Origin of the sequence: Rhodococcus sp. NBC_00297 (assembly GCF_036173065.1) — a bacterium.
Taxonomy (GTDB): Bacteria; Actinomycetota; Actinomycetes; order Mycobacteriales; family Mycobacteriaceae; genus Rhodococcoides.
On the sequence record NZ_CP108041.1, the window covers coordinates 2,235,001 to 2,258,412 of the forward strand.

The following is a 23,412-nucleotide window of genomic DNA, read 5'->3' on the forward strand; positions in this document are numbered from 1 at the left end:
AAGAAAGTTACGTGAGTGCTTCGCGAGATGCAAATCGCCTGGTCACGGCGTGTCGAACAGCGCGAGAGGCCGGCACATCGCTCTCATGCACGGCCACGAATACCTCCAGAGTGCGCCCGAGCCGGCCCGATGGTCGTGTCGGCAGGCGTACCGGAACGGAGTAGCTCGTGCCTATCGCAGCAGTCGACTACAACCATGTGCGACTCACTGTCAGTGACATCGCGACCTCGCGGAAGTTCTACGACGACGTCTTCGGTTTCGAGGTGGCCTTCGAGCTCCCGCCGAACCCGGACGAGGCGACGAAGGAAGCGCTGGGGTTCCTCTTCGGCGGAGTCATCTACAAGTTCGGCGGCGGGCTGCTCGGTCTGCGCCCCGTGGCTCCGGGTGACGACACGTTCGCCGAGGACCGCGCCGGCCTGGACCATCTCAGCTTCAGTGTCGCGTCGTTGCAGGATCTGCACGACGCCGCCGCACTGCTGGACACCCTGGGCATCGAGCACGAGCCGGTGAAGGATCTCGGTGACGCCGGCATGGCGATCCTCGAGTTCCGGGATCCCGACAACATCGCCCTGGAGATCGCCGGTCCCAACAGCTAGTCAGTCCGAGGCGCGCTTTCGCTCGTCTCTCGCTGCCATCCGGGCCTCGAGGTCGACGGCATCCAACTTGTCGGCTTCCTCGAGGGTCGGGGCCGTCCCCCCGAGACGGGCCGGTACCCAGTACTCGCCGGCGGGGTGGTGATAGTTCTTCTGCACGTCGGCGAGCATGGTCTGCATCGTCGATCGCAGGTGGGCGGTGAGGTCACCGGCCGACATGGTCGGCGCGATCGGCTCTCCCACCGCGATGGAGATCGGGGTCTTCGTGCGTCCGAGCTTTTTCGGGAACCCCTTGGTCCACACACGCTGCGCGCCCCAGATGACCACCGGAATCACGGGGACCCCGGCCTCGATCGCCATCCGGGCCGCGCCCGACTTGAACTCCTTGATCTCGAAGCTGCGACTGATCGTTGCTTCGGGATAGACCCCCACCAGTTCGCCTCGCGACAACGCGTCGACCGCAGCCCGGTAGGACTCCGCGCCGGCGGCGCGGTCGACCGCGATGTGCTTGAGAGAGCGCATTATCGGCCCCGACTTGGGGTTGTCGAACACTTCCTTCTTCGCCATGAACCGGATGTACCGCTTGTGCTTCCGCGCAGGCAGGCCGGCGTAGGTGAAGTCCAGGTAGCCCGTGTGGTTGATGGCGATCACGGCGCCACCCCGAGCGGGGATGTTCTCCGCGCCCTCGACGTCGAACTTCAGCCCCTGCGCCGCGAAGACGGTGCGAGCGATTCCGATGACAGTGCGATAGACGGGGTCCACAAGGTGCAGCGTAGCGGCTCGTCGCCGCCCCCGAGAGGGGCTCGTCCGGTAGGGCACTCCGTCAGCGGGAGTTGCCCACCGCCACGACCATCTTCCCGGTGTTCTCCCCGCGCAGCATCCCCAGGAACGCCTCCACCGTGTTCTCGATGCCGTGCACGACCGTCTCGTCGAAGGTCACGCGACCCTCGGAGAGCCACGTCCCCATGTCCTCCGCGAACTGGGGGAACCGGTGCAGGTAGTTGCCGACCGTGAATCCCTGCAGGGTGAGACCGCGGGTCACGATGTTCGACATGTTGTCCGGCCCCGGCGTCGTTCCCACAGTGTTGTAGGCGGATATCGCTCCGCACAGTGCGGTCCTGCCACCGTCGTTGAACGCGTCGAGCGCCGCTTCGAGGTGGTCGCCGCCGACGTTGTCGAAGTACACGTCGATGCCGTCCGGGGCTGCCTCACGCAGTTGGTCGCGCACAGGAGCCTGCTTGTAGTCGAAGGCCGCGTCGAACCCGTACTTGCTGGTGAGCAAGTCCACCTTCTCCGGTGATCCCGCAGAACCGACGACGCGTCCCGCGCCGAGGATCCGTGCGATCTGCCCGACCGCGCTGCCGACGGCGCCCGCTGCACCGGACACGAACACCGTGTCGCCCTCCTGCAGGCGCGCCACGTCCTGCAGTCCGACGTAGGCGGTGAGTGCGGTCATGCCGAGGATGCCGAGGTAGGCCGAGGTGGGGACACCGTCGATCTCGCGCACCACGCGGAACTGCGACGCTTCGGCCTGCGCGACGTCGCGCCACCCGAGCTGGTGCACCACGACGCTGCCCACGGGATGCTCGTCCGAACGGCTCTCGACGACCCGGCCCACGGCGCCACCCGTCATGGTCTCGTTCAGTGCGAAGGGCGGCACGTAGGACCGCACGTCGTTCATGCGCCCTCGCATGTACGGGTCGACGGACAGGAAGTCGTTGGCGACGCGCACCTGGCCGTCGCCGAGTTCGGGCAACTCCGTCTCCACGGTGCGGAAGTTCTCCTCGGTGGGCCATCCGGTGGGACGGGAGACCAACTGGATCTGGGTGCTCTTCACGAAATACTCCTTTTGTGGATCGTTCGGTACAGTAAATACCGTACGCCTCACCGGCGAAAGGTGACAGATGGGTAGGAGAGCGACGTTCGATGCGGCGCAGGTCGTCACTGATGCGCGGGATGTGTTCTGGCACAGAGGCTTCGATGGCGCATCTCTGCCCGAACTCGAGGCGGCGACCGGGCTGTCCCGGTCCAGCATCTATCACGCGTTCACCAGCAAGCGCGGCCTGTTCGACGCAGCGGTGCAGGACTATCTCGACACGGTGGTGGCACCGCGGCTCGCCCTGTTGCGTACCGACGACGGTCTGGACGCGTACTTCGCGTCGATGGACGTCGAACTCGAGAACCTCGATGCCGAAGCACCACGTCGCGGCTGTCTTCTGGTCAACACTGCTGCGGGATCCGCCGCGCACGACGACACCCTCGCCGCCGTCGTCGACGCCTACCGTCGGCGACTCACCGATGCGGTCACCGACGCCCTGGTGAACCGGGGTGACGACGATCCCGAGAATCGGGCTCGCATTCTGGTGACGATGAGCTCGGGCGCACTTCTGCAGGCACGCGTCGACCGGGACGAGGCACGCGCAATCATCGCCTCGGCACGGAAGTTGGCGCGGTCCTGGGAATCATGAGCCGACGCGGACATCGGTACCGTCGAGGAAGTGGATATCGACCGGTGGCGTAGCCGACTCCCCGTGACCAGAGCATCGGACGGTGAGCTCGTGGGGTGGACCGTCTCCGACATGGCTCGCGACGACGGCGAACTCGTGGACGCCGTCAACCCTGTCGGCCACGTGATCGCCGAAGACGTGCAGCTCGAGGCGGCAATCGACGTTCTCGAAGCGCGCGGGCTGAGCTCGCTGTCCGTGCCCTACTGGGCGCGTGCGCCGTTACCGCTTGTCGGCGAGCTGGATCTCCGGCGTGCGACACCGGAATGGCAGTGGCGTCGGATGGTCATGACGCAGTTGGACGACACCAAGGTGTGGATCCGTCCCGCCTACCCGTCGTATCCGGAGCGGATGGTGGAACTCGCCGTCCCGCTGCCGGCAGACGACGTCCTGGTCCCCGAACCGCCGACACGGGACGAGTAGTTCCGCGGCACCCTGGCGCGGATCACTCCAGCAACGCCACCTGATCGCTACCGACGTACAGAAGTCCGGCGGAACTGTCGACGACGGAACCGTGTCCGTCCGCATCGGCATCTTCGGTCGGGCCGAGGAGATCTCTCCCGGTCATCGCTCCCGTGCGGACGTCGAGCAACTGCACGGACAACGAGCCGTCGGGTCCAGCCACCACGCTGGCGGCGCGGCCACCGACCTCCGCTGTCACCGGATCGAAGTCGTCCGCTGCCTGCTGCCACAGGCGCGTCCCGGTCCGCAGATCGAAGGCGGAAACCTCGGCGGTTCCGCGCGCTCGGACCAACACCACGTCTCCCACGACTGCTGTCCCGTTGGTCGCGGTAAGCGCATCGTTCGACCACAACACTTGCCCGGTGACTCTGTCGATGGCCGATGAGCCCACCAGAAGCGGCAGGTCGGCGGTCGAAGAATCCCATTCGTCGTAGGAATAGCTCGGCCCGGGAACCACCGCCAGGACACGGCCGTCCACTGCAATCGCCTCGTAGCCGGTGACGGGATCCGACGACTGGTCGCACGTCATCCTGCGTACCGTCGTCACTCCACCCGCCGACACGGTCGCGCCCGACACACAGGAGTCGGGGCGTCCACGAGACCACCTGGTGGCGCCTGTCACGGGGTCGAAACCCAGTGCCTCACTGCCGAATCGAACGATACCGACGTCTTTGCCCACCGTGACGACCTCGCCCGGATAGCCGGGATAGCCACCCGTGATCGGCGTCGACACGGCCCAGTCGGCTGCAGGGTCGTCGAGCGTTCCCTTACGTAGAACGGTGGGGCCGGATTCGCCCGCCGGCGTCACTGTCTGGACCACCGAGTACAGCGCATCCCCGTCGGTTCCTATCCCCACCAGCGGGTCCCCGCCGGGCATGTTCTGCAGATCCCCGGTGCTCGTATCGACGGCGACCAAGGATGTCTCAGACGCACGGTCGGGATCGGCTCGCAGACACACCACTGTCGTGCCGAGAAGCGTGTCGAGGCACGACACGAGATCCTCCACGGGTGCTCTCCACCGCACGACCCCCGTCACCGTGTCGATACCGAGCAAGGTCGAGTCGTCGTATGCGCCGGTGGTTCGGTCGAGTCGGCCCACCGACACGACTGTGACTCCGCCCGCGTCGATGACCCCGGACGCCAGCGGGGGCACCGTGCCGCTACCTGGATCACTGAAAGTGGAGAAGCGTCCTCCCGCATCTGCTGTGAGCGTCCACGCGCTGTCGACGACGTCGCGGACGACGGGCAGAGCTTCGCCAGGGGTGCCATCCGGATCGACATCGAGGCCTGGCGCCGTTGCCAAGTGCTCGAGGTCCGCCGTCGAGAGATACGGCACGTCGGCGGGTTTGTCCTCGCGCGCCGTCACGGTGATCACCGTTCCGGACGGGCGAGTGACGACGATACTGGGGACGCCGGTGCGGGATCGGGCGGACACGGCCCCTCCGGCGAGCTGCACGTGGTCGCTGCTCAGGTCCTGGTCCGGGTCGTGAACGTCCGGGTTCCGCGGGGCCTCGGTGCCGCCGGCGATACCGAGCGTCAACGACCCCGAACGACCGCTTGCACTTGTGCGGACCTCGATACACGCACCCGACTTCGAGCCGTCCGACAGCGTCAGCTCGCTCAGCGAGCGATCAAGCTCGACTCTGCGGCCCGGTCCGTCGTCCCAGGCATTCGACAACGCTCTGCTCACTGCGCCGAGCCGCGCCCTGTCGAAAGTCGGTGCGCCCTCGACGGTGCTTGTTCGACATACCGGAGGTAGGGGCGACGTTTCACCCGGAATCCGCGCCGAGACACGCAGGCCGGGAGAGGCGACGATGTCGAGCAGTTCGTCCTGTGTCACCGGGTCGTCGCTTCCCAGCTGGAGCACGGTGCCGTCCGGCGCGTACGCCAGAGCGGACCCCGGCGACAGATCGACCACGGTTCCGTCGGCCAGTCGCACTCGCCGCGTCACCGTCGGCCCGCAGGGCGGGACACCCCGATCCGTCACACTCACCGTCGCGGTCAGCGAACCGGACTTCCCTGCACGTGTGATGGTTCCCGATGCGGTGGTCGAGGCGATCTGCTCAGGTGCCACGTCGGACGGCCTACTCATGATGTCGTCGGGAACGCCACCGAACTGCAAGGACCCGGACGGCGACGCGAATGCCACCGTCGTTCCCCGTGGGAGGGCGCGGTGCAAGGCGTCCGTCATCGCCGCCGCCTTGCGAGCGGAGAACCACGGTGCGGCAGGACTGTCGTATGTCTCGGCGCCGAACGCCACGTAATAGCCGCTCGTCTCGCCGGCCGACGTGCACTGCAGCGGAAGGTCGACGGGATCGGGCGGGCGCAGAATCGCCGCGATCAGTGTTCCGGCCGCCACGATGCCCACGACGACGAGCGCATCGACGCCGCGAGCTCGCATCGACTACGAGGTCGGCGGACGCAGGACGTCGGTGCCGACGAACGGGACGAGTGCCTCGGGAATGCGAACGCTGCCGTCGGGCTGCTGGTGGTTCTCGAGGATCGCGGAGATCCACCGCGTCGTGGCCAGGGTCCCGTTGAGCGTCGCCGCCGTCTGCGGCTTCCCGTTCTCGTCGCGGTAACGAACACCGAGTCGACGCGCCTGGAACGTGGTGCAGTTCGAGGTGGACGTGAGTTCACGGTAGGTGTTCTGCGTGGGAAGCCATGCCTCGCAGTCGAACTTGCGCGCAGCCGACGATCCCAGGTCGCCGCCGGCGGTGTCGATGACGCGGTACGGCAACTCGACCGCGGCGAGCATCTCCTTCTCCCAGCCGAGGAGCCGCTGGTGTTCCGCGTCCGCGTCCTCGGGACGGGTGTAGACGAACATCTCCACCTTGTCGAACTGGTGGACACGGATGATGCCGCGGGTGTCCTTGCCGTAGCTGCCGGCCTCGCGGCGGAAGCACGACGACCATCCCGCATAGCGCTTCGGGCCGCCGTTCAGATCGAGGATCTCGCCCGAGTGGTAGCCGGCGAGGGGCACCTCCGACGTGCCGACGAGGTAGAGGTCGTCGTCGCCCAAGTGGTAGATCTCCGACGAGTGCGCGCCCAGGAAGCCGGTCCCGGCCATGATCTCCGGCCGCACGAGCACCGGTGGGATGACCATCGTGAACCCGTTCGACACTGCCTTCTGGGCGGCGAGCTGCAGCAGACCGAGCTGCAGCAGTGCGCCGTAGCCGGTCAGAAAGTAGAACCGAGCGCCCGACACCTTGGCGCCGCGCTCCATGTCGATGATCCCGAGAGCCTCGCCGAGCTCGAGGTGGTCCTTCGGATTCTCGATGGTCGGGATCTCACCGATCGTCTCGAGGGTGACGAAGTCGTCCTCGCCGCCGGCCGGCGCGCCCTCCTGCACGATGTTGGAGATCGCACGGTGTGCGGTGTCGAGAGCCGCGTCGGCGGCATTCTGCTCGGCCTCCGCCTCCTTCACCCGCGCGGCGAGCGCGGACGCCGTCGCGAGAAGCTCCGGGCGCTCGTCGGGAGTGGCCTTACCGATCTTTTTACCGAACGCCTTGTGCTCGGCGCGCAGATTGTCGGCAGCCGACACGGCGGCCCGGCGCGCGGTGTCCGCCTCGAGCAACGCGTCCACCAGGGACGGATCCTCGCCACGGGTGCGCTGCGACTGACGGACGGCGTCGGGGTCCTCGCGGACAACTCTGAGGTCGATCACGGGACGTCAGCCTACTGGGGCGATGTGGTCACCCTCGTCCGAGGACGTCCAGGTAGTCCTCGCGGCCGAACATGCGCGCGGCGTCGACCGCGGTCGGATGCCCCGCATCGGCGTCGGCTCCGGCGTCGACCAGTGCCCGGACGACGTCGTCCTCGCCCTTGAACACGGCACCGGCGAGCGGGGTCTGACCCTTGTCGTTCGCGCGGTTCACGTCGGCTCCGCGGTGCGCGAGGGCCACGACGCTCTCGGCGTGACCGTGATAGGCCGCCAGCATCACCAGGGTGTCCCCGGATCCGTTCGTCAGATCCACGGGCACGCCCGCGTCGACGTACGCGGTGAGTGCGGCGGTGTCGCCGCTGCGTGCCATGTCGAATACGCGCGTCGCGAGGTCCTCGATCCCGGCCTCGAGCCCGGTGTCCTCGGTATCAGCACCACTCATACCGTCCGAACCTACCGGCAGGCATGATGGAGCCGATGTCTCCGAAGCCCGAAGATCCCACCCCGAGCCCGTCCGGCGAGGACGGCCCGGTGGTCGACGACGCCCCGACGTCCGAGATCGCGACACCCGACGCGTCCACATCCGACACGTCCGCGCCCGACGCGGTGGTACCCGAGGCATCGACGGCCGACGAGACCGACACCGCGACGGACGAGAAGAGTGGTCCCCGCACCGTCCAGGCCTCGAACGCCCGTCGGCTGCTCGCCCTGGTCGCGATCGGCGCCATCGGAGCCGCCGCCGTCACCATCGGTGTGTCCGGTGGGTTCGACCGGAGCGAGAAGCTCGCCACACCGTCCACGGCAGGAACCGTCGGAACCGCGTCGACGACGTCCTTCGGCTCGTCCGACGCGGGCGACTGCCTGCAGTGGACCCCCACCGACGACCCCGACACCGACCGCCAGGACCTCGCCGAGGTGAGTTGCGCCGAGCCGCACCGCTTCGAGGTCGCCGAGACGGTGGACCTCGGGGTGTACCCGGTCGCCGAGTTCGCGACGGGATCTCCGTATCCCGACGCGGCCCGCTTCGCCTCCCTGCGCGACGAACACTGTGAGACCGCGGTGCAGGACTACACCGGGGGCCGCTTCGACCCCACGGGCAAGTACTCGGTCGGCCTCATGTTCCCCAGCCAGGCCGGGTGGGCCGCGGGCGAGCGCGCGATCCGGTGCGGCATCCAACAGACCGGCGCGACCAGCGCGCTGCAGGTGATGACCGGCAGCGTCGCCGACCAGGACCAGTCGATGGTCTGGGAGACCGGTAGTTGCGTCGGCGTCGAGTCGGGCGTGCCGACAGACCCGATCGACTGCACCGCTCCGCATGCCTTCGAGGTGGTGTCGGTGGTGGATCTCGCCGCGCAGTTCCCCGGCGGACTGCCGTCCGTCGAGGACCAGGACCGCTATCTCGAACCCACGTGCACCCAGGCGTCGGACGCCTACCTGGGCGGTCCGGACGTTCTCCGGGAGAAGACACTGACGCTGTTCTGGGACAACGTCGACGCCTCGAGCTGGTTGGCGGGCAGCAAGAAGGTGAGCTGCTCCATCGGCAAGGAGGTCGAGTCGGGCGGGTTCGCGTCCATCGTCGGCTCGGCGAAGGGCGACATCACCATCGACGGCGCCGCGCCGGTTCCGCCGCCTCCCGTTCCGGACGGCCGCAGCCTGCCGATCCCGCTCCCCGGAGCGTCTCCCCTGCCCGGTGCGTGACGTGTCGGTCAGCATGTCCGAAGCGGAGTTCGAGAACGCGGTCGGCGATGCGCTGGACACTCTCCCGGACGAGCTGGCCGCATACATGAACAACGTCGTCGTGCTGGTCGAGGACGAGCACCCGACGGAGGATCTCCTGGGTCTGTACGAGGGCGTCGCTCTGACCGAACGGTTCGAGTACAGCGGGCACCTGCCGGACGTCATCACGATCTACCGACTGCCGATCCTCGACATCGCCCGTGACGAGGACGACGCGCGCCGCGAGATCGCGGTGACCGTCGCCCACGAGATCGGGCACCACTTCGGCATCGACGACGATCGCCTGCACGAACTCGGCTTCGGCTGAGCTCCGTTCTCCACCTGCGGAACCGATTCCAGCCGTCGCGCGTCCAAGTCTCGAGATCCGACCGGACGCTCGAACGGAGACCCCCATGCCCGGCCACGTACTCGTCGATCCCGAGGCGCTGCTCGCGGCCGCGTCGGAACTCGATGCCGCGGCGATGCGCCTGGCGTCGTCTCTCGCCTCCGCGTCCGTCGCGCTCCGTCCTCCCCCCGCGGGCAGCGACGAGGTGTCCGCGCTGGCTGCACGCTACTTCTGGTCGACCGCGCAGTCTCTCGACACCTCGACGTCCGCGGCGGTGACCGAGCTCCACGAGACGGCGGCTGCCCTGCGAGTCCAGGCGGCGGCGTACCGCGAGGTCGACGCGTCGTTCTCCACGGCCCTGACCGCGGGCACCGCGTGACGGCCGGGCCCACCGGGGTAATCTGGCTCCCGCGTACCGCGGCGGTGAACTCGGCCGCACTGCTCGCGGGTGCCGGCCCCGCTCCGCTGGCCGCCGCCGGCACGGCGTGGGCCGCGGTGGCCACGGCACTCGCCGCGGCCACTGCGACGGTCAGCGGTGTCGCGTCCGCACTGGCAGCCACGTGGGACGGGGATGCCGCCGACGCCGCCGGAGCGGGGATGACGGCGTTCGCGACGTGGGGCACGGGAGCGGCGCAGCACGCCGCGGCCGTGTCCGCTCGGGCCGCCGCCCAGTCCGCGACGGTGGTGACCGCGCTCGCCGTCATGCCGACACTGCCGGAGATCGCCGCGGTGAAGGCCGGACGCACCACCGCGTACGCCACCGGCGGCGCCCTCACCGGCGCGGCGCAGGCTGCCGATGCCGCCGACGCCGCGCTCGATCTCCGCGCCGCCCTGGTCATGGAGGCGTACGAAGCGGCGACGGCGCCGCTCGCGCTCGTCGACGGTCTGCAGATGCCCCCGCAGATCACCACGGCGGTCACCGCGGCCACCTCCACGGTCATCTCTGCTGTCCCCGGTCACGGGCCGGTGCCGGGCGAGGCCGGGACACCGCCGTCGGACGACAGCGGATCCGACCGGCAGAAGCATGGATTCTCGGACGGGGCGGCGCACCAGGGTCACCGGTCGCCCCTCACCACGGACAGCATCGGACACGATCCCGCCGTCACGAGGGCGGCGTCGCTGATCCAGCAGATGCCCGCGCAGGCCGGGTCGACGCTGTCCTCCGTTCTGTCGTCGGCACCGCAGGCCGGTGCGGCACCGACGATCAACCACGCTGTGCCGCAGCAGGTTCCGATGGTCGCCACCGGGTGGGGTGGCGGCGGCGGGCGAGGTGGCAGCGGACAGGGTGGCTCCGTGCACGCCGCCGGTGGCTCGTTCGCACGGACGCCGTCACCGTTCCTCGGTGCGGGCGTCGGATCGGACACGGCGGTGTCAGCGGGACAGGACGCGTCCGTGTCCGGCGCCGCGCACGCCCGGTCGCCGTTCGGCGCGGGACTTCCCATGGGTCACAGCAGGCTCGGCTCCGACGATGTCGTGCACGCCCGCAGGACACCTGCCGTCGTCGAGGAGGAGGCGGGAGTTCCGGTCGTGCCCGCCGTCATCGGGGCGCGGCGATGAGCGCGGCGCCGGTGCTGGGCGGGGACGTCCCGCTCGAGGGTTCGCTCACGCTCGACACGAACGAACTGACGTATCTCGTGGGGGCGATCGGAGGACGTTCTCTCCCTGCCGTTCTCGGATGGCACCCGGCCGGCGCGACCGTCGCCGATCGCGCGACCGTCCTCGCGAGTGCCGCCCGACGCCTCGCCGATCGTCTCCTGGTGTCAGCCGACGGCGGCCTGCACCGTGATCTGGCCGCGATGCTCCGTGCGGCGGCGGCGCCTCGCTGGAGTGTCGACGTCCGCATCGTCGGCCACTCCACCGGCATCGAGAACCGGCGAGGATGTCTGTGCGGCAACGACATCGACGATCCGGTGTGGATGACCGAGAGCGAGGGATCGGTGACGATCACGCGGGTCGACACCGACATGGCCGCCCTGATCGCGGCCTGGCTCGGCGACGCCGCAGGAGCGCCGATCGATCCGCTGACCGAGTACACCGACGTCCTCACGGCCGGTATCGAGGACGTCGTCCCGCACTGCACCCGCCACACCGAGATCGTCGGACTCCGACACGATCACGGTGTCACCACCACGGTCGACCCGTCGATCGCGGTGTACGACAGCGACTCCGGCCGTGTCGTCGCGACCACGGTCCAGGATCCGACCGGACGATCGAGCACATCCGTGCGATCCGCGACACCGGTACGCACCGTCGGAGCACTCCGCTCGCTGATCACCTCGCTGGAACGGCGCTCGATACTCGACGACCACCTGGTCCGTGTGTCCGCTCAGCCCATCGGATCGTCGGGAGTGCGGCTGCCCTTCGTCTCGAACGGGGGCGTGTAGTCGCCCCAGCGCACGCAGTCCCAGGCCGAGACACCCTCGGCGGGCACCAGTTCGACGGTCCCCGTGTTGTCGAGATGGTTGTCGGCGGCGAAGTCGCGATCGATCCCGGACAGCACCGCGGCGACGAGCCGAATCGCAGCACCGTGACTCACCACGTGGACGGTGGCGGAATCGTCGCCGAGGTGGGTGGCGCGGAGCTCGTCCAGTACCGGCACGTAGCGGGCGAGCACGTCGGCGCCGGACTCGCCCCCGGGCAGGCGGGCATCGAGGTCACCGTCCAGCCAGGCGCGATACACCGCGGTGAAGCGGGCGTGGTCCTCCTCGGCGCTGCGGTCCTCGAGGTCGCCGACGAACGTCTCCTGCAGACCGTCGCGCACCGTCAGCGGCGTACCGGTCGCGTCGGCCAGGTACTGCGCGGTCTGACGTGCGCGGACGGCGATGGACGACACCACGGCGGCCGGCGTCTGCGTGACTGTCCGGGCGTACTCCTGCGCCTGTCGGTGTCCGAGCTCGGTCAGCTCCGCGCCGGGCGGCAGGGTGTCGAGACGACGAGCGACGTTCGAGTGGGTCTGACCGTGCCGCACCAGGACGAGTCGGCCGCTCACCGATCTCCCCGTCGCAACGCGTCCAACCAGTCCCGGCCGCGGTCGTCGGTGGGGCGAGGACCGCCGGCGGCGACGTGCGCGCTGGGCCAGGAGCCGAGGAACCGCACGTCGGTGCGCGAGTGCAGGACCCGCAGGGCGTCCGCCACCGCGACGTCGTCGATGTGGCCGACGCAGTCGATGTAGAAGCGGTAGGTGCCCAGATGGGTACGGAGAGGGCGAGACTCGATGAACGTCAGATCGATGTCGCGCGTGCTGAACTCGGCCAGCGCGGACACCAACGTGCCGGGCCTGTTGGCGGGCGTGAGCACCACGGCAGTGCGATCCGCCCCCGTGGGCGCAGGCGGCGGGCACGGGCGCGTGACGTACACGAAGCGGGTCCGTGCGTTCTCCACGTCGGCCACGCCGTCGGCCAGTACGTCGAGTCCGTGCCGTCGGCCCGCCAGACCGGTGGACACCGCGGCGTCGGCGAGTCCGGCCGCGACGTCCTCGGCCGCACCGGCATTGGACGACGCGAACTCCACCTGAGCATCGGGCATGGTGGCGGCGATCCACTGCTGGACCTGGGCGGCGGCGTGGGGGTAGGCCCGGATCGTGCGGACGTCCGCCATGGCGGTGCCCGGACGAGCGACGATGGTGAAGGCCACGTCGAGTTCGGTCTCCGCGAGGATCTGCAGCCGGTCCCCGATCGCGAGCGCGTCGAGAGTGGGCGGGACCGAGCCCTGCACCGAGTTCTCGATGGGCACCACGGCGCCGTCGGCCGCACCGGAGCGCACCAGTTCGAGGGTGGCGGGCGGGCTCGACGCACTGACGCGCTCGACGGGAGCGCCGAACGCCCCGTCCGCCTCGAGCTTCCCCAGGGCCATCTCGGTGAACGTTCCCGAGGGTCCGAAGTAGGCGATGCGCACCCCGGTCACGCTACGCGTCCCCCGCCGCGTCGCCGGTGATCTCGTCGATACGACGGCGAAGTTCGTGTGCGATGTTCCCGGCGTTCGGCACCAGGACACCGAGAAGGACCTCTCGGGTCGCGGCCGCGGCGTCGGGATGAAGGGCCACCAGCGCGGCCAGATCCGGGGAGCGGAGCGCGCTGCGGACGTCGTCGCCGCGCAGTGCGGCCACCGTTCCGGCGAGCACGGCGAGCACCGAGGACGTGTCGGTCGCGACGGCGAAGAACCCGTGTTCCGCGTGCGCGACGACCGCGAGGAAGTCGGCGACCCTATCCTCGGACCACCCCGCGTCCAGGCCGGGATGCCGACCGGCCCGATCGACGAGCGCCGTCGTCTCCACGACGTCGCCGTCCGGACAGAGCACGACGACGGACGAGCACGGCGTGATCGCCACCGCGTCGCCCAGCTGCTCGGCGGTCGCCTCGACCACGTAGGCGCGCACCGAGGGCGGCTCGTCGGGCGGAGCCACGTCCAGTCGTACGAGGAACCGTTCGAGGGCGGCCGAGTCGTCCACCGCACTCAGCGGAACGCAGGCCGTTCCGACGAGTGGGTGCGGTTCGAGGGCCTCCGCCGTCGCCACGTCGTCGACGGTCGCGACGAGCAGGTCGGCGAACAGGGCCTCGGGATCTCGCCGGGGGCGCACGCCCAGGGTCAGCATCGTGGGCACGCTCCGAGTCTAGTTCGACGTCTTGCGCACCGGCGCGAGGGCTGGTTAGCTAACCCTTACCTAATTACTTCCACCCGAGGGGGCCGTCATGAACGGTGTCGTCACCACCACCGCGCCGTCCACCGCCGAGCGGGTGCGCAGCGTGTGTCTGCGTGCCGAGCACACCGTCCTGGCGGTGGAGGGTAGCGCACCCGTCGCCACGACCATGCACTTCCTGCGCTCGCCAGGCGAGATCGTCATGGTGGTGCCCGCGGACAGCACCGTGGGGGCCGTGTCCTTCCAGGCCGGCTCCGCGGGGATCCCCGCCGTGCTCGAACTGACCGACCACACTCCCCTGGACCTGCGCGAACCCGTGCGCTCGCTGGTCTGGCTCAGCGGTGAGCTGCGCCGCGTCCCGGACACCGCCGAGCGCGCGGTCGCCGCGGCGGTCGCCTCCCAGTACCCGCACGCCGGACTGCTCGACATCGGACACAGCGGCATCCTGCTGCGTCTGCTGCTCGAGTCCGTCGTCGTGGCCGATGCAACGGGGGCGGAGCCGGTGCCGGTGCGCGACCTCTTGAACGCCGATCCCGATCCGTTCTGGGAGGTCGAGGGAGGCTGGCTGCAGCACCTCGACAGCGACCACTCGGACATGGTCGAGCAGATCGCGCGGCGACTCCCACCGTCGTTGCGCATCGGTCGCGCCCGGCCGCTGAGCATCGACCGCTACGGCGTCGGGATCCGGGTGGAGGGGCAGGGCCAGGACCACGATGTGCGGGTGCCGTTCGCGAACCCCGTGTCCGACGTGACCGAGCTCGGTCGCGCGCTGCGCGTGCTCGCCGGATGCCCGTTCATGAACGGCCTGCGGGCGCGCGACCACCACTGACTACGACCCTCGAGACGGGTCACGGGCACAATCGACCGGGTGCATCCGGAGAAGACACCCACCACCGAGTCGCCACGGTCGATCCGGATCGAGATCGTCGTCGTCCTGCTGTTCACGTTCGGGCTCAGCGGACTGTCGAGCATTCTGTCGCTCGTCGAGAGCGCGCTCGAGCAGGGCGCCCTGTCGGACCAGACCGTGGCGATCAACGTGCCGCAGTCGACTCTCGGACCGATCGACTTCCTCCGTCAACTGATCGGCGTCGTCCGGCTCTGCGCATGGGGGGCACTCGGTCTGTACCTGTTGTGGCGCAGCGGAATCGGGCCACGCGCCATCGGCTTCGCACGTCCCCGCCTGCGCCCGCACGTGCTGCACGGCGTGGGGCTCGCCGCGATCATCGGCATCCCGGGCCTGCTGTTCTACCTCGTCGCCGTCGCACTGGATCTCAACGTCACGGTGCTGCCGAGCACGTTGAACGACGTGTGGTGGCGCCCGATCACGCTGACGCTCTCCGCGGTGGCCAACTCGGTCGCCGAGGAGGTCCTGGTGGTGGCGTGGCTGATCTCGCGGCTGCGCGCCCTCGGGTGGACCGACAACCGATCGCTGCTCGCGTCGGCCGTGTTGCGCGGGAGCTACCACCTCTACCAGGGCTTCGGGGCCGGCGTCGGCAACCTCGTCATGGGTCTGATCTTCGGCCGGTACTTCCAGCGCACCGGTCGACTGTGGCCCCTCGTGATCGCCCACGCCCTCATCGACATCGTGGCGTTCGTGGGGTTCGCCGCCCTGCGGGATCACGTTTCGTGGCTGCCGGGCTGACAGGTCGGCCGGTTAGAGTCGCCGGATGAGCCAGCAACCTCCGTACGACCCGCGGCGGCGACCGCCACCCCCTCGCCGTCCGGGTCCGGAGGAACCGCCGGTGGTGCGGCGACGGGCGGGCAGCCCTCCGGGGTGGGCCGACCAGACCCGTGTGCAGCGGGGTCCTCAGCAGCCACCACCCCGTCAGGATCCGCGGGCGTGGTCGGCGGTTCCCCCGGCGCGGGACGCGCCACGGCGTGACGATCGGTACCGGGACGACCGGCGACCGTACGACGACGGGCGTGGGCCGGCCGATCGAGGCCGCGCCCCTGCTCCCGCCCCGGTTCCGCCGCGCCAGGTGCCGCCCGAGCCGACGCGTCGACGCAGGCGGCCACGGTGGGGTCGCCGCACAGGCATCGCCCTGGTGGTGTTGCTCCTGCTCGTCGTCGGGGGCGCCGTCTGGGCGGACACGTCGCTGTCCCGAGTCGACGCGCTCGGGAACTACGAGGGTCGCCCGGGAGACACCCCGGGGACCAACTGGCTGCTCGTCGGATCGGACAGTCGTACCGGACTCACTCCCGAGCAGGAGGCCGAACTCGCGACCGGTGGGGACATCGGTGCGGGCCGGACCGACACGATCCTGCTGATTCACGTGCCGGCGAGCGGCCCGACCACGATGGTCAGCCTCCCGCGCGACTGGTACGTGCCGATTCCCGGCAACGGCACCGACAAGCTCAACGCCTCGTTCTCCATCGGCGGCGCGCCGCTGCTGGTGCAGACCGTGGAGGGTGTGACGGGCCTGCGCATCGACCACTACGCCGAGGTGGGCTTCGGCGGGTTCGCCGACATGGTCGACGCGATCGGCGGGGTGGACATCTGCGTGCCCTACGACATCGTCGACCCCCTGGCAGGAATCGATCTGCGTGCGGGCTGCCAGGAGCTCTCGGGTCCGCAGGCGCTCGGCTTCGTCCGCAGCCGCGCGACGGCACTCGCCGACATCGATCGGATGAACAACCAACGACTTTTCCTGTCGTCGTTGCTCTCGAAGGCGACCAGCTCGACCACCTTCCTGAACCCGTTCCGGGCGGTGCCGCTGGTACGGGGGGTCGTGAAGTCGCTGCAGGTCGACGACGGCGACCACATCTGGAATCTGGCGTCCCTCGGCTGGGCGCTGCGCGGGGAGATGGTCACCACCACCATTCCCGTCTCCGGGTTCGAGGACGTCGACGGCTCGGGCAACGTCCTGCTGTCCGACCGCGAGCGGGCGTCCCGGTTCTTCGAGCTCCTGGCCACCGATCAGCAGCTGCCCCCCGACCTCGTCGGCGGCGGATGACGCGTCCCGACGGACACGCTCGACCCAGTACCGTGTGTCGTCATGAGCCTCGACGACGTGTCCGCTGCCTCCGACGCCCGGGATTCCGGGGTGTTCCACGACAGGGAGTCCAGCGCGTTCCACCTTCTCCTCCGTGAACAGGTGCGACACGAGTTCACCGCCTCGCAGCAGTACATCGCGATCGCGGTCCACTTCGACGGGGCGGATCTGCCGCAGCTCGCCGCACGGTTCTACGCCCAGGCCGACGAGGAACGCGGCCACGCCATGATGATGATCCAGTACCTGCTGGACAACGACCTCGAGGTCCGGGTGCCCGGGGTCGACGACGTCGTGAACGCGTTCGGGTCGGTGCGCGAGCCGGTCGAGCTGGCGCTGCGGCAGGAGAAGAAGGTCACCGAGCAGATCACGACGCTGGCACGCACCGCCCGCGACACCGGCGACTACCTGGGCGAGCAGTTCATGCAGTGGTTCCTCGCCGAGCAGATCGAGGAGGTGGCGTCGATGACGACGCTGCTCACCATCGTCGACCGTGCCGGCGAGAACCTCTTCCACATCGAGGACTTCATCGCCCGCGAGATGACGAGCGAGTCCCGCGGCGGCGGCAACGCGCCGAGGGCCGCCGGGGGACTCGCCTGATCGTCAGCGCAGGGTGACCTGCCGGCTGCGCAGGCCGTCACGGGCGCGCCGCTGCTCGGAGGTGAGCTCGCTGGTGTCGGCCAGCGTCTCGTCGAGCCTGCGGCCGAGAGCCGCTGTGCCCGTCGCCCATTCGTCGGGATGAACCTCGGGATCGAGGTCGAAGACGGGTACGAGCAGGCCGTGGGTACGGAACGAGCCGGCGAAGCGCGATCCCTCCCCCACATGCAGTTCACCCACCGACTGCAAGCGAGCCAGCGCGATCATCAACTGATCCTCGTCCTCGGGACGGACCCAGCGGATGTGCGCCTTGTCGCCGGCGTCGACCCACCAGGCCGCGGACACACCATCGGCCGTGATGCGGGCGGACGGGAGGATCGCACCGTTGGCGCGCTCGATGGTGGCGTCGACCTCGGGGTCCGCTCCCGCGCCCTCCGGGATCCACCACGAGAAGTCCTTGTGGACGGTGATGTCCAGGGGCGACGTCGCGTCCACGAGTTCCGTGAGCGCGGGCGTCTCGGCGGACGGGTTCGACGCCGCCGTCGAGGTTCCGGGCGTCGCCGAGGAGGCCCACACGACGGAGGCGGCGAGGTCGGCCGACAGATCCTCCGAGAAGGTCTGGACCTGCATCGCGACGAACGCGTTCTTCTGCTCGTCGTCACGCACGAGTGCGGCGACGGCACCGGGGAGCACGGTCGCGAGGGTGAAGGGACGGTCGCTTCCCGTCACCGGGAGGGATGCCGACGCGGAGGCGACGAACTCGCGCATCGCCACGATGTCGCACTCGAAGGCGAGGCCCTCGAACGGCCGCACCGGCGCGGACGACAGCGCCTCACGCTCGGCTCTGCGCTGCTCGAGCAGCTCCGCGCGTCGACTGTCGGGCTTCGGTCCGCTGTTTCTCTTGCTCTTCTTACCCACGAGCGTCGAACCTACCGGGTGATGCTGTCGTCCAACCACGCGAGCGCCTGACCCGGATGATCGGTGGCGAGCCAGCGCACCCCGAGGTCGTGGCACAGATGCACGTCCTCCTCGGTGTTCACGGTCCAGCAGTACGTCGCTCGACCGGCCGCCGCGGCGTGATCGACCAGGTTCGGATGATCACGCAGCGTCTTGATCGAGGGCCCGACCGCCGTGGCGCCCACCGTGGTCGCGGCGCCGCCGCCGATGTAGCGCGACGCGGTGCCGAGCAGCACGGTCGGCAGCATCGGCGCCGATCGCCGCACCCGCCACACCGCCGACGGCGCGAACGACATCACGACGGCGCGGGACAGGGATGCCGACCCGGGTCGGCCGATGCCGAAGCGGTGCAGTTCCGCCAGCACGGCGTTCTCGATCAGGCCTCCGTAGCGCACCGGGTGCTTGGTCTCGATGAAAATCTTGGCGGGCTTCGCCTTCCACGCCATGACCATGTCGATGAGATCGCTCAGCAGCAGCACGTTCGCCGGATCGTCGGCTGTCCCGTAGTCGTGGCCGGACAGTGCCTCGTAGGTGAGGGCACTGACGATCCCGGTTCCCGACGACGTCCGGTCGATCCGTCGGTCGTGGACGCACACCACCCGGCCGTCGCGCGTGAGCCGCACGTCGCACTCGACGCCGTCGGCCCCCTCGCGCAGCGCCTGTTCGTACGCCACCAGTGTGTGTTCCGGCCGCGTTCCCGACGAGCCTCGATGCGCGACGACGAGGGGTGTGGCCTCGTGTGCGGAGTAGATCATCGGACGTCGGCGAGCTGGTCGGGTGCGGTGTCCTCCGGGGCCGGGGTCGTGTCGGACACGGGGGTGGTCGGCAGGACCGTCCATCGCGTGAGGGTGCGGGTGTCGCCGCGCACGGTGCGGCCGTCGGCTCGGCGGATCACGGTGAGCGTGAGGGCGGCCACCCCCGCGGCGACCAGGTCGGTGATCGCGGTGAGGACCACACCGTTCGCCTGCGCCTGGATGCCGTCGACGGTGCGCCACGCGACAGTTGCCGCGATCAGCAGCCAGTTGCCGACCCAGGCCGCCCACCACCACGGCACCAGACGCTCGAGTCGGAGCCGGTGCTCGCTCGTGCGGGCCAGCTCCGTGAGGAAGACCCCGGGCAACAGCAGGGTGACGATCGGCAGCAGCGATCCGAGGTACAGGGTTCGCGTGCGCCGCGGATCGGTGAGTCCGTGACGGGCGTAGGCGCTGCGGCGCAACCGGACCACGCGGGCGACCGTCGCCACCGCGGCGACCAGACCGACTCCGAGGGACAGGAACGACAGGCACCACACGGCGGCGTCCGACAGTGCGAGGACCGCGGCGGGCATCAGTCGGTCGCGACTGACGAGCAGCACGACGTACCGGGCCAGCTCGGCGACGGCCGCCGCGACGAACAGGGCGACGGTCGCCGTGAGCAGGGAGGTCGAGCGCCGGGCCAGCCGGTCCGTGGCGCTCTCCGGCGCACTCGGGTGCGGGCGCGGCGCGATCGGCAGACCCCAGGTGGGCATGACGTCGTAACGGGGGGTGGGGGTCGGCACCCGGCGGACACGGCGCCGCGGCGCGGATCCGGGCGCGGAGGCCACCCAGCGGAAGTTACGACGGACGGCCATCGGCAACTGCCCGACCGGGGCAGTCGACTGCCCGACCGGCACCGGGGAGAGCAGGACCCCGTGGCAGACGGGACACCACTGCCGCGGCGACGGCCCCACGTCGATGCGCCGTGTGCAGCGCGCACAGATCTGGAACCAGGCCACCGGCCGAGGAGCGGTCACGGCGTCAGTACACGGTGGCCGGGCGACCGGCGTCGTCGACGACCGGGAGGCCGGCCTGCTGCCACGCCACCATGCCGCCGTCCACGTTCACCGCGTCGACTCCCGCGTGCTGCAGGTACTCGACGACGCGGGCCGAACGCCCACCCTGGCGGCACACCACGTAGAGGGTGCCGTCAACGCTGATGTCGGCCATCCGCGACGGGACGTCGCCCATCGGGACGTGCAGCGCGCCGGGAGCGTGCCCGGCGGTCCACTCGTCGTCCTCACGGACGTCGAGCAGGGCGGCGCTGGGACCGGGCTCCGGGACGTCGGAGACGGACACGGACGGTACGGATCCGAAGCTCACGCACTCGATCCTGTCACGCCCCTCGCCCCGGTGCCACCGTCGATCACCAGTCGTTCTCGAACCGCCCGCTCTCGTACCGCCCGCTCTCGTACTGCCCGCTCTCGAACCGTCGTGCGCCGCGGGCCACCACCCACGTGGTCCCCACCTTCGCCGCGGGCAGGGTGCCCGCCGCGATCTGCGCGAGCACGGCCTGTCGGGAGATCGCCCGCTCCGCCGCCACCTCGGACACCGACGACCACCCGTCGGTGGGCGGCAGTCCGGACACCGACTCGTGGTCTCGTGCCGAGCGGACGGACAGCGACACGAGGTCGCGACCACCGGCGAGATCTCGCAGCAGAGCCGAGGCGAGGGTGACGGCCTGCGGCAGGCCGTCTGCCGAGAGTGTGACCACCAGGCGCGCGCGGCCGAGATGGCTCCGGGTGAGGCGTCCGCGAAACGGCGCGACCGCCGAGGCCAGGGAGTCGATCTCCGCTGCGTGCAGGTCGTCGAGCGCGGCGGACAGTTCGGCCTCGGCGGTGAAGTCCATGGGGAGCAGTATTGTCGATCGGCATCTTCGACTTCCTACGGAGGTTGCTGATCGACAATCACCATCCCCATCATCCACAGAAACATCCACAGAAACGGGACTCGATCCCGTTTTCTCCGCGTGTGTCGCACCCACGGTCGCTCCCCGACTCCGGCACGCCCTTCTACTGTCGAACCATGGACCTCAGAATCTTCACCGAACCGCAGCAGGGCGCGACCTACGACGACCTGGTCCGCGTGGCGCGCGCCGCCGAGGACTTCGGGTACGACGCCTTCTTCCGCTCCGACCACTACCTGGCGATGAGCACGGACGGTCTCCCCGGACCCACGGACGCCTGGATCACCCTGGCCGGCATCGCCCGGGAGACCTCCACGATCCGCCTCGGCACCCTCGTCACCTCGGCCACCTTCCGGTACCCGGGTCCCCTGGCGATCTCGGTCGCGCAGGTCGACGCGATGAGCGCCGGCCGCGTCGAACTGGGGCTCGGAGCAGGCTGGTACGCCGAGGAGCACGCGGCGTACGCGATCCCGTTCCCGTCGGTGGGCACGCGCTTCGATCGCTTCGAGGAGACCCTCGCGATCGTCACCGGTCTGTGGGGCACTCCCGCGGGTGAGACGTTCTCGTACCAGGGCGACCACTTCACCGTGACCGAGTCACCCGCTCTGCCGAAGCCGGTGCAGAGTCCGCCGCCCATCATCATCGGGGGCATGGGGAAGAAGCGGACGCCGGAACTCGCCGCGCGTCACGCGACGGAGTTCAATCTCCCGTTCGCGGACACCGACGCGACGGCGACACAGTTCGACCGGGTGCGCGCAGCGTGCTCGGACATCGGCCGTGATCCGTCGTCGATGACGTTCTCCAACGCGCTGGTGCTGTGCTGCGGCACCACCGAGGACGAGATCGCCCGTCGCGCCGCCGCGATCGGACGGGACGTGGAGGAGCTCCGGGCGAACGGCGCGGCAGGGACGCCTGCCGAGATCGTCGACAAGCTCGGAACGTACGCCGGGCTCGGATCGACCCGGTTCTACCTGCAGATGCTGGACCTGTCCGATCTCGACCACATCGAACTGGTCGCCGCCGAGGTGATGCGTCAGCTGGCCTGAGGGCCGGAGGTCGGGTCACTCGAGGTCGGCTCGTTCGCGGTCGGGGCAGGCGTCCGCGGATGCCCCGACCAGTGGCGGGCGATCCACCGTGCCGCCGGCGTCTCGACGTAGCGGTACACGAGATCCGAGAGCACACCGGTGATCAGCGCGAAGACGAGCACCGCGACGGTCGCACCGAGATGCGGCTCGACGAGCGAGTAGATGCGGTAGAGCACCAGAGTGTGGACCAGGTAGATCGTGTAGCTGCGCGTCGCGAGCCAGTGGATCACGCGCGAGCGGCCGAACGCGGTGTCGGTGGGAGCCACCAGCACCACCGCGACGACGAGCACCAGCACCGTCCACAGGTGACCCTGCTGACCGACGTGGAAGGCGTCCACCGTCGTCGCGTACCGGATGACGGCGAACTGGGCGAGACCCGCGAGAAGAAGGGCCCGCCACGACGCCAGCCGGGCGAACGCGAGGTACACGATCTGGCCCAGGAAGACGGTGGGCAACGTCGCCGCGACCTTGTCGACCATGGGGATCGTGTACTCGTACGGCACCAGATCGGTGTAGAGCAGGATCAGCCAGCACACCGCCGCGCCGACGACCGGAACCAGCACGGGGCGGGACGCGAGCACCCGGCGCATGCTCACCGCGTACACGTAGAAGACCCCCTGGACGACGAGCGTCCAGGTGACCCCGAGGACCACGACCTCCGGGCGCACGAAGAAGCCGCCGAGCACGAAGCTCATGGCGGCCTCGGCGTTGCTGATGCCCACGGTCTGCGAGAACATCCCGTTCACCCCGAGGCGGACCAGCACGATCGCGGCGAGGACCGACAGCCAGAACACCGGGAGCAACCGCGCTGCCCGCCCCACGAGGAAGGCGCGCGGCGAGTTGCGGACGACGGACGCGGTCGCGACCAGTCCGGTGAGGATCATGAAGAACGCGACGCCCACGAACGAGAGATGGTGGTTCAGACCGCCGTGCTCGACGAACACGAGGGTGACGACGTCGATGAGCCACCACGGTGTTCCGAGATCGTCGACCAGGAAGTACGAGATGTGCGAGTACACGACGGTCAGGACCGCCAGCGCACGCAGGATGTCGACTCCGCCGAACCGGATCCGCGGCGGATCGGCCGCCGTACGGACGGAGACCACCCCACCGTCCGAGTCGGGCGTCGAGGAGGTCATCACCCTCGATCTTAAGGTTCCGT

27 protein-coding genes are annotated in these 23,412 nt (G+C 69.7%); 13 read left to right on the top strand and 14 right to left on the bottom strand.

The genetic code is table 11. From position 1 onward, the window contains the following. Positions 1-167: 167 nt before the first annotated feature. Complete coding sequence (locus OG947_RS10670; protein WP_027507307.1) at positions 168-596, top strand: VOC family protein; 429 nt, start codon at positions 168-170, stop codon at positions 594-596. Here OG947_RS10670 and OG947_RS10675 read toward each other — a convergent pair whose 3' ends face one another. Beyond that, positions 597-1,355 (bottom strand): lysophospholipid acyltransferase family protein, encoded by a 759-nt coding sequence (locus OG947_RS10675; RefSeq protein ID WP_027507308.1) that lies wholly within the window; start codon positions 1,353-1,355, stop codon positions 597-599. Positions 1,356-1,416: 61 nt separating this feature from the next. Beyond that, the gene (locus OG947_RS10680) at positions 1,417-2,430 is read right to left on the bottom strand and encodes an NADP-dependent oxidoreductase (protein ID WP_222632575.1); all 1,014 of its coding nucleotides are present in this window, start codon (positions 2,428-2,430) and stop codon (positions 1,417-1,419) included. 67 nt (positions 2,431-2,497) lie between these two features. Between OG947_RS10680 and OG947_RS10685 the strand changes: the two genes are divergently transcribed. Both OG947_RS10685 and OG947_RS10690 read left to right on the top strand, forming a co-directional pair. Then, positions 2,498-3,061, top strand: a complete 564-nt coding sequence (locus OG947_RS10685; RefSeq protein ID WP_056440719.1) for a TetR/AcrR family transcriptional regulator — start codon at positions 2,498-2,500, stop codon at positions 3,059-3,061. 63 nt (positions 3,062-3,124) lie between these two features. Further along, positions 3,125-3,520 carry a hypothetical protein gene (locus OG947_RS10690; protein WP_231476487.1) on the top strand — a complete coding sequence of 132 codons (396 nt, stop codon included), beginning with the start codon at positions 3,125-3,127 and terminating at the stop codon, positions 3,518-3,520. 22 nt (positions 3,521-3,542) lie between these two features. Here the strand turns inward: OG947_RS10690 and OG947_RS10695 are convergent, their stop codons facing one another. From OG947_RS10695 to OG947_RS10705, 3 genes are read right to left on the bottom strand one after another with little or no spacing between them, the layout of a single operon-like run. Beyond that, on the bottom strand, positions 3,543-5,960 hold the full coding sequence (locus tag OG947_RS10695; RefSeq protein ID WP_328813892.1) for an outer membrane protein assembly factor BamB family protein: 2,418 nt from the start codon (positions 5,958-5,960) through the stop codon (positions 3,543-3,545). Positions 5,961-5,963: 3 nt separating this feature from the next. Continuing rightward, a complete protein-coding gene (serS, locus tag OG947_RS10700) occupies positions 5,964-7,226 on the bottom strand; it encodes a serine--tRNA ligase (protein WP_307096825.1) in 1,263 nt (420 codons plus the stop codon). Positions 7,227-7,254: 28 nt separating this feature from the next. Then, entirely contained in the window at positions 7,255-7,665 is a 411-nt protein-coding gene (locus OG947_RS10705) for an ankyrin repeat domain-containing protein (RefSeq protein WP_328813894.1), read from the bottom strand. Between the two features lie 35 nt (positions 7,666-7,700). Between OG947_RS10705 and OG947_RS10710 the strand changes: the two genes are divergently transcribed. The 5 genes from OG947_RS10710 (at position 7,701) to OG947_RS10730 (ending at position 11,669) form a co-directional block, all read left to right on the top strand. Beyond that, a complete protein-coding gene (locus OG947_RS10710) occupies positions 7,701-8,921 on the top strand; it encodes a septum formation family protein (protein WP_081821501.1) in 1,221 nt (406 codons plus the stop codon). Between the two features lie 13 nt (positions 8,922-8,934). Further along, on the top strand, positions 8,935-9,267 hold the full coding sequence (locus tag OG947_RS10715; RefSeq protein WP_081821502.1) for a metallopeptidase family protein: 333 nt from the start codon (positions 8,935-8,937) through the stop codon (positions 9,265-9,267). A gap of 85 nt (positions 9,268-9,352) precedes the next feature. Then, entirely contained in the window at positions 9,353-9,664 is a 312-nt protein-coding gene (locus OG947_RS10720) for a PE domain-containing protein (protein WP_307096827.1), read from the top strand. After that, complete coding sequence (locus OG947_RS10725) at positions 9,661-10,842, top strand: PPE domain-containing protein (RefSeq protein ID WP_328813896.1); 1,182 nt, start codon at positions 9,661-9,663, stop codon at positions 10,840-10,842. The genes OG947_RS10720 and OG947_RS10725 overlap by 4 nt, the downstream gene beginning before the upstream one ends. Further along, positions 10,839-11,669 carry an ESX secretion-associated protein EspG gene (locus OG947_RS10730; protein WP_222647819.1) on the top strand — a complete coding sequence of 277 codons (831 nt, stop codon included), beginning with the start codon at positions 10,839-10,841 and terminating at the stop codon, positions 11,667-11,669. Before OG947_RS10725 ends, OG947_RS10730 begins: the two co-directional genes overlap by 4 nt. Here OG947_RS10730 and OG947_RS10735 read toward each other — a convergent pair. The 3 genes from OG947_RS10735 to OG947_RS10745 are packed head-to-tail and all read right to left on the bottom strand — an operon-like array spanning position 11,612 to position 13,885. Further along, a complete protein-coding gene (locus OG947_RS10735) occupies positions 11,612-12,274 on the bottom strand; it encodes a histidine phosphatase family protein (RefSeq protein WP_328813898.1) in 663 nt (220 codons plus the stop codon). The two genes, OG947_RS10730 and OG947_RS10735, sit on opposite strands and share 58 nt — an antisense overlap. Next, positions 12,271-13,188, bottom strand: a complete 918-nt coding sequence (gene pheA, locus OG947_RS10740) for a prephenate dehydratase (protein WP_268788538.1) — start codon at positions 13,186-13,188, stop codon at positions 12,271-12,273. The genes OG947_RS10735 and pheA overlap by 4 nt, the downstream gene beginning before the upstream one ends. A 1-nt stretch (position 13,189) precedes the next feature. Then, positions 13,190-13,885: a hypothetical protein gene (locus tag OG947_RS10745; RefSeq protein WP_051613716.1), complete on the bottom strand. Its 696-nt coding sequence runs from the start codon at positions 13,883-13,885 to the stop codon at positions 13,190-13,192. A gap of 88 nt (positions 13,886-13,973) precedes the next feature. On the opposite strand from OG947_RS10745, the gene OG947_RS10750 reads away from it, so the two are divergent. Genes OG947_RS10750 through OG947_RS10765 form a run of 4 tightly spaced genes read left to right on the top strand, consistent with a single transcriptional unit; the run spans position 13,974 to position 17,511 of the window. Continuing rightward, positions 13,974-14,750 carry a DUF2470 domain-containing protein gene (locus OG947_RS10750; RefSeq protein ID WP_222641321.1) on the top strand — a complete coding sequence of 259 codons (777 nt, stop codon included), beginning with the start codon at positions 13,974-13,976 and terminating at the stop codon, positions 14,748-14,750. 30 nt (positions 14,751-14,780) lie between these two features. Beyond that, positions 14,781-15,563: a CPBP family intramembrane glutamic endopeptidase gene (locus OG947_RS10755; protein ID WP_051613717.1), complete on the top strand. Its 783-nt coding sequence runs from the start codon at positions 14,781-14,783 to the stop codon at positions 15,561-15,563. Positions 15,564-15,588: 25 nt separating this feature from the next. Beyond that, the gene (locus OG947_RS10760; RefSeq protein ID WP_328813899.1) at positions 15,589-16,875 is read left to right on the top strand and encodes an LCP family protein; all 1,287 of its coding nucleotides are present in this window, start codon (positions 15,589-15,591) and stop codon (positions 16,873-16,875) included. A 42-nt stretch (positions 16,876-16,917) separates the two neighbouring features. Then, positions 16,918-17,511 (top strand): ferritin, encoded by a 594-nt coding sequence (locus OG947_RS10765; protein WP_081821499.1) that lies wholly within the window; start codon positions 16,918-16,920, stop codon positions 17,509-17,511. A 3-nt stretch (positions 17,512-17,514) separates the two neighbouring features. Here OG947_RS10765 and OG947_RS10770 read toward each other — a convergent pair whose 3' ends face one another. Genes OG947_RS10770 through OG947_RS10790 form a run of 5 tightly spaced genes read right to left on the bottom strand, consistent with a single transcriptional unit; the run spans position 17,515 to position 21,108 of the window. Continuing rightward, positions 17,515-18,426, bottom strand: a complete 912-nt coding sequence (locus OG947_RS10770; protein WP_027507323.1) for a DUF5926 family protein — start codon at positions 18,424-18,426, stop codon at positions 17,515-17,517. Between the two features lie 11 nt (positions 18,427-18,437). Further along, a complete protein-coding gene (locus OG947_RS10775; RefSeq protein WP_204869492.1) occupies positions 18,438-19,220 on the bottom strand; it encodes a glycerophosphodiester phosphodiesterase family protein in 783 nt (260 codons plus the stop codon). Next, on the bottom strand, positions 19,217-20,236 hold the full coding sequence (locus OG947_RS10780; RefSeq protein WP_051613718.1) for a DUF4328 domain-containing protein: 1,020 nt from the start codon (positions 20,234-20,236) through the stop codon (positions 19,217-19,219). The genes OG947_RS10775 and OG947_RS10780 overlap by 4 nt, the downstream gene beginning before the upstream one ends. A gap of 4 nt (positions 20,237-20,240) precedes the next feature. Further along, the gene (locus tag OG947_RS10785) at positions 20,241-20,582 is read right to left on the bottom strand and encodes a rhodanese-like domain-containing protein (RefSeq protein WP_204869490.1); all 342 of its coding nucleotides are present in this window, start codon (positions 20,580-20,582) and stop codon (positions 20,241-20,243) included. 43 nt (positions 20,583-20,625) lie between these two features. After that, positions 20,626-21,108, bottom strand: a complete 483-nt coding sequence (locus OG947_RS10790) for a hypothetical protein (RefSeq protein WP_328813901.1) — start codon at positions 21,106-21,108, stop codon at positions 20,626-20,628. A 176-nt stretch (positions 21,109-21,284) separates the two neighbouring features. On the opposite strand from OG947_RS10790, the gene OG947_RS10795 reads away from it, so the two are divergent. Then, on the top strand, positions 21,285-22,211 hold the full coding sequence (locus OG947_RS10795) for an LLM class F420-dependent oxidoreductase (protein WP_328813902.1): 927 nt from the start codon (positions 21,285-21,287) through the stop codon (positions 22,209-22,211). On the opposite strand, the gene OG947_RS10800 is transcribed toward OG947_RS10795, so the two are convergent. Beyond that, positions 22,199-23,389, bottom strand: a complete 1,191-nt coding sequence (locus OG947_RS10800; RefSeq protein WP_307096848.1) for an acyltransferase family protein — start codon at positions 23,387-23,389, stop codon at positions 22,199-22,201. The two genes, OG947_RS10795 and OG947_RS10800, sit on opposite strands and share 13 nt — an antisense overlap. Positions 23,390-23,412: the final 23 nt, after the last annotated feature.

What these genes read in the sequence shown, in the direction of transcription:
- OG947_RS10710 (WP_081821501.1), top strand. Translation starts at nt 7,701, where the DNA reads ATGTCTCCGAAGCCCGAAGATCCCACCCCGAGCCCGTCCGGCGAGGAC.
- OG947_RS10730 (WP_222647819.1), top strand. Translation starts at nt 10,839, where the DNA reads ATGAGCGCGGCGCCGGTGCTGGGCGGGGACGTCCCGCTCGAGGGTTCG.
- OG947_RS10775 (WP_204869492.1), bottom strand. Translation starts at nt 19,220, where the DNA reads ATGATCTACTCCGCACACGAGGCCACACCCCTCGTCGTCGCGCATCGA.
- OG947_RS10765 (WP_081821499.1), top strand. Translation starts at nt 16,918, where the DNA reads ATGAGCCTCGACGACGTGTCCGCTGCCTCCGACGCCCGGGATTCCGGG.
- OG947_RS10685 (WP_056440719.1), top strand. Translation starts at nt 2,498, where the DNA reads ATGGGTAGGAGAGCGACGTTCGATGCGGCGCAGGTCGTCACTGATGCG.
- OG947_RS10800 (WP_307096848.1), bottom strand. Translation starts at nt 23,389, where the DNA reads ATGACCTCCTCGACGCCCGACTCGGACGGTGGGGTGGTCTCCGTCCGT.
- OG947_RS10760 (WP_328813899.1), top strand. Translation starts at nt 15,589, where the DNA reads ATGAGCCAGCAACCTCCGTACGACCCGCGGCGGCGACCGCCACCCCCT.
- OG947_RS10720 (WP_307096827.1), top strand. Translation starts at nt 9,353, where the DNA reads ATGCCCGGCCACGTACTCGTCGATCCCGAGGCGCTGCTCGCGGCCGCG.
- OG947_RS10790 (WP_328813901.1), bottom strand. Translation starts at nt 21,108, where the DNA reads ATGGACTTCACCGCCGAGGCCGAACTGTCCGCCGCGCTCGACGACCTG.
- OG947_RS10750 (WP_222641321.1), top strand. Translation starts at nt 13,974, where the DNA reads ATGAACGGTGTCGTCACCACCACCGCGCCGTCCACCGCCGAGCGGGTG.
- OG947_RS10795 (WP_328813902.1), top strand. Translation starts at nt 21,285, where the DNA reads ATGGACCTCAGAATCTTCACCGAACCGCAGCAGGGCGCGACCTACGAC.
- OG947_RS10705 (WP_328813894.1), bottom strand. Translation starts at nt 7,665, where the DNA reads ATGAGTGGTGCTGATACCGAGGACACCGGGCTCGAGGCCGGGATCGAG.
- OG947_RS10695 (WP_328813892.1), bottom strand. Translation starts at nt 5,960, where the DNA reads ATGCGAGCTCGCGGCGTCGATGCGCTCGTCGTCGTGGGCATCGTGGCG.
- OG947_RS10715 (WP_081821502.1), top strand. Translation starts at nt 8,935, where the DNA reads ATGTCCGAAGCGGAGTTCGAGAACGCGGTCGGCGATGCGCTGGACACT.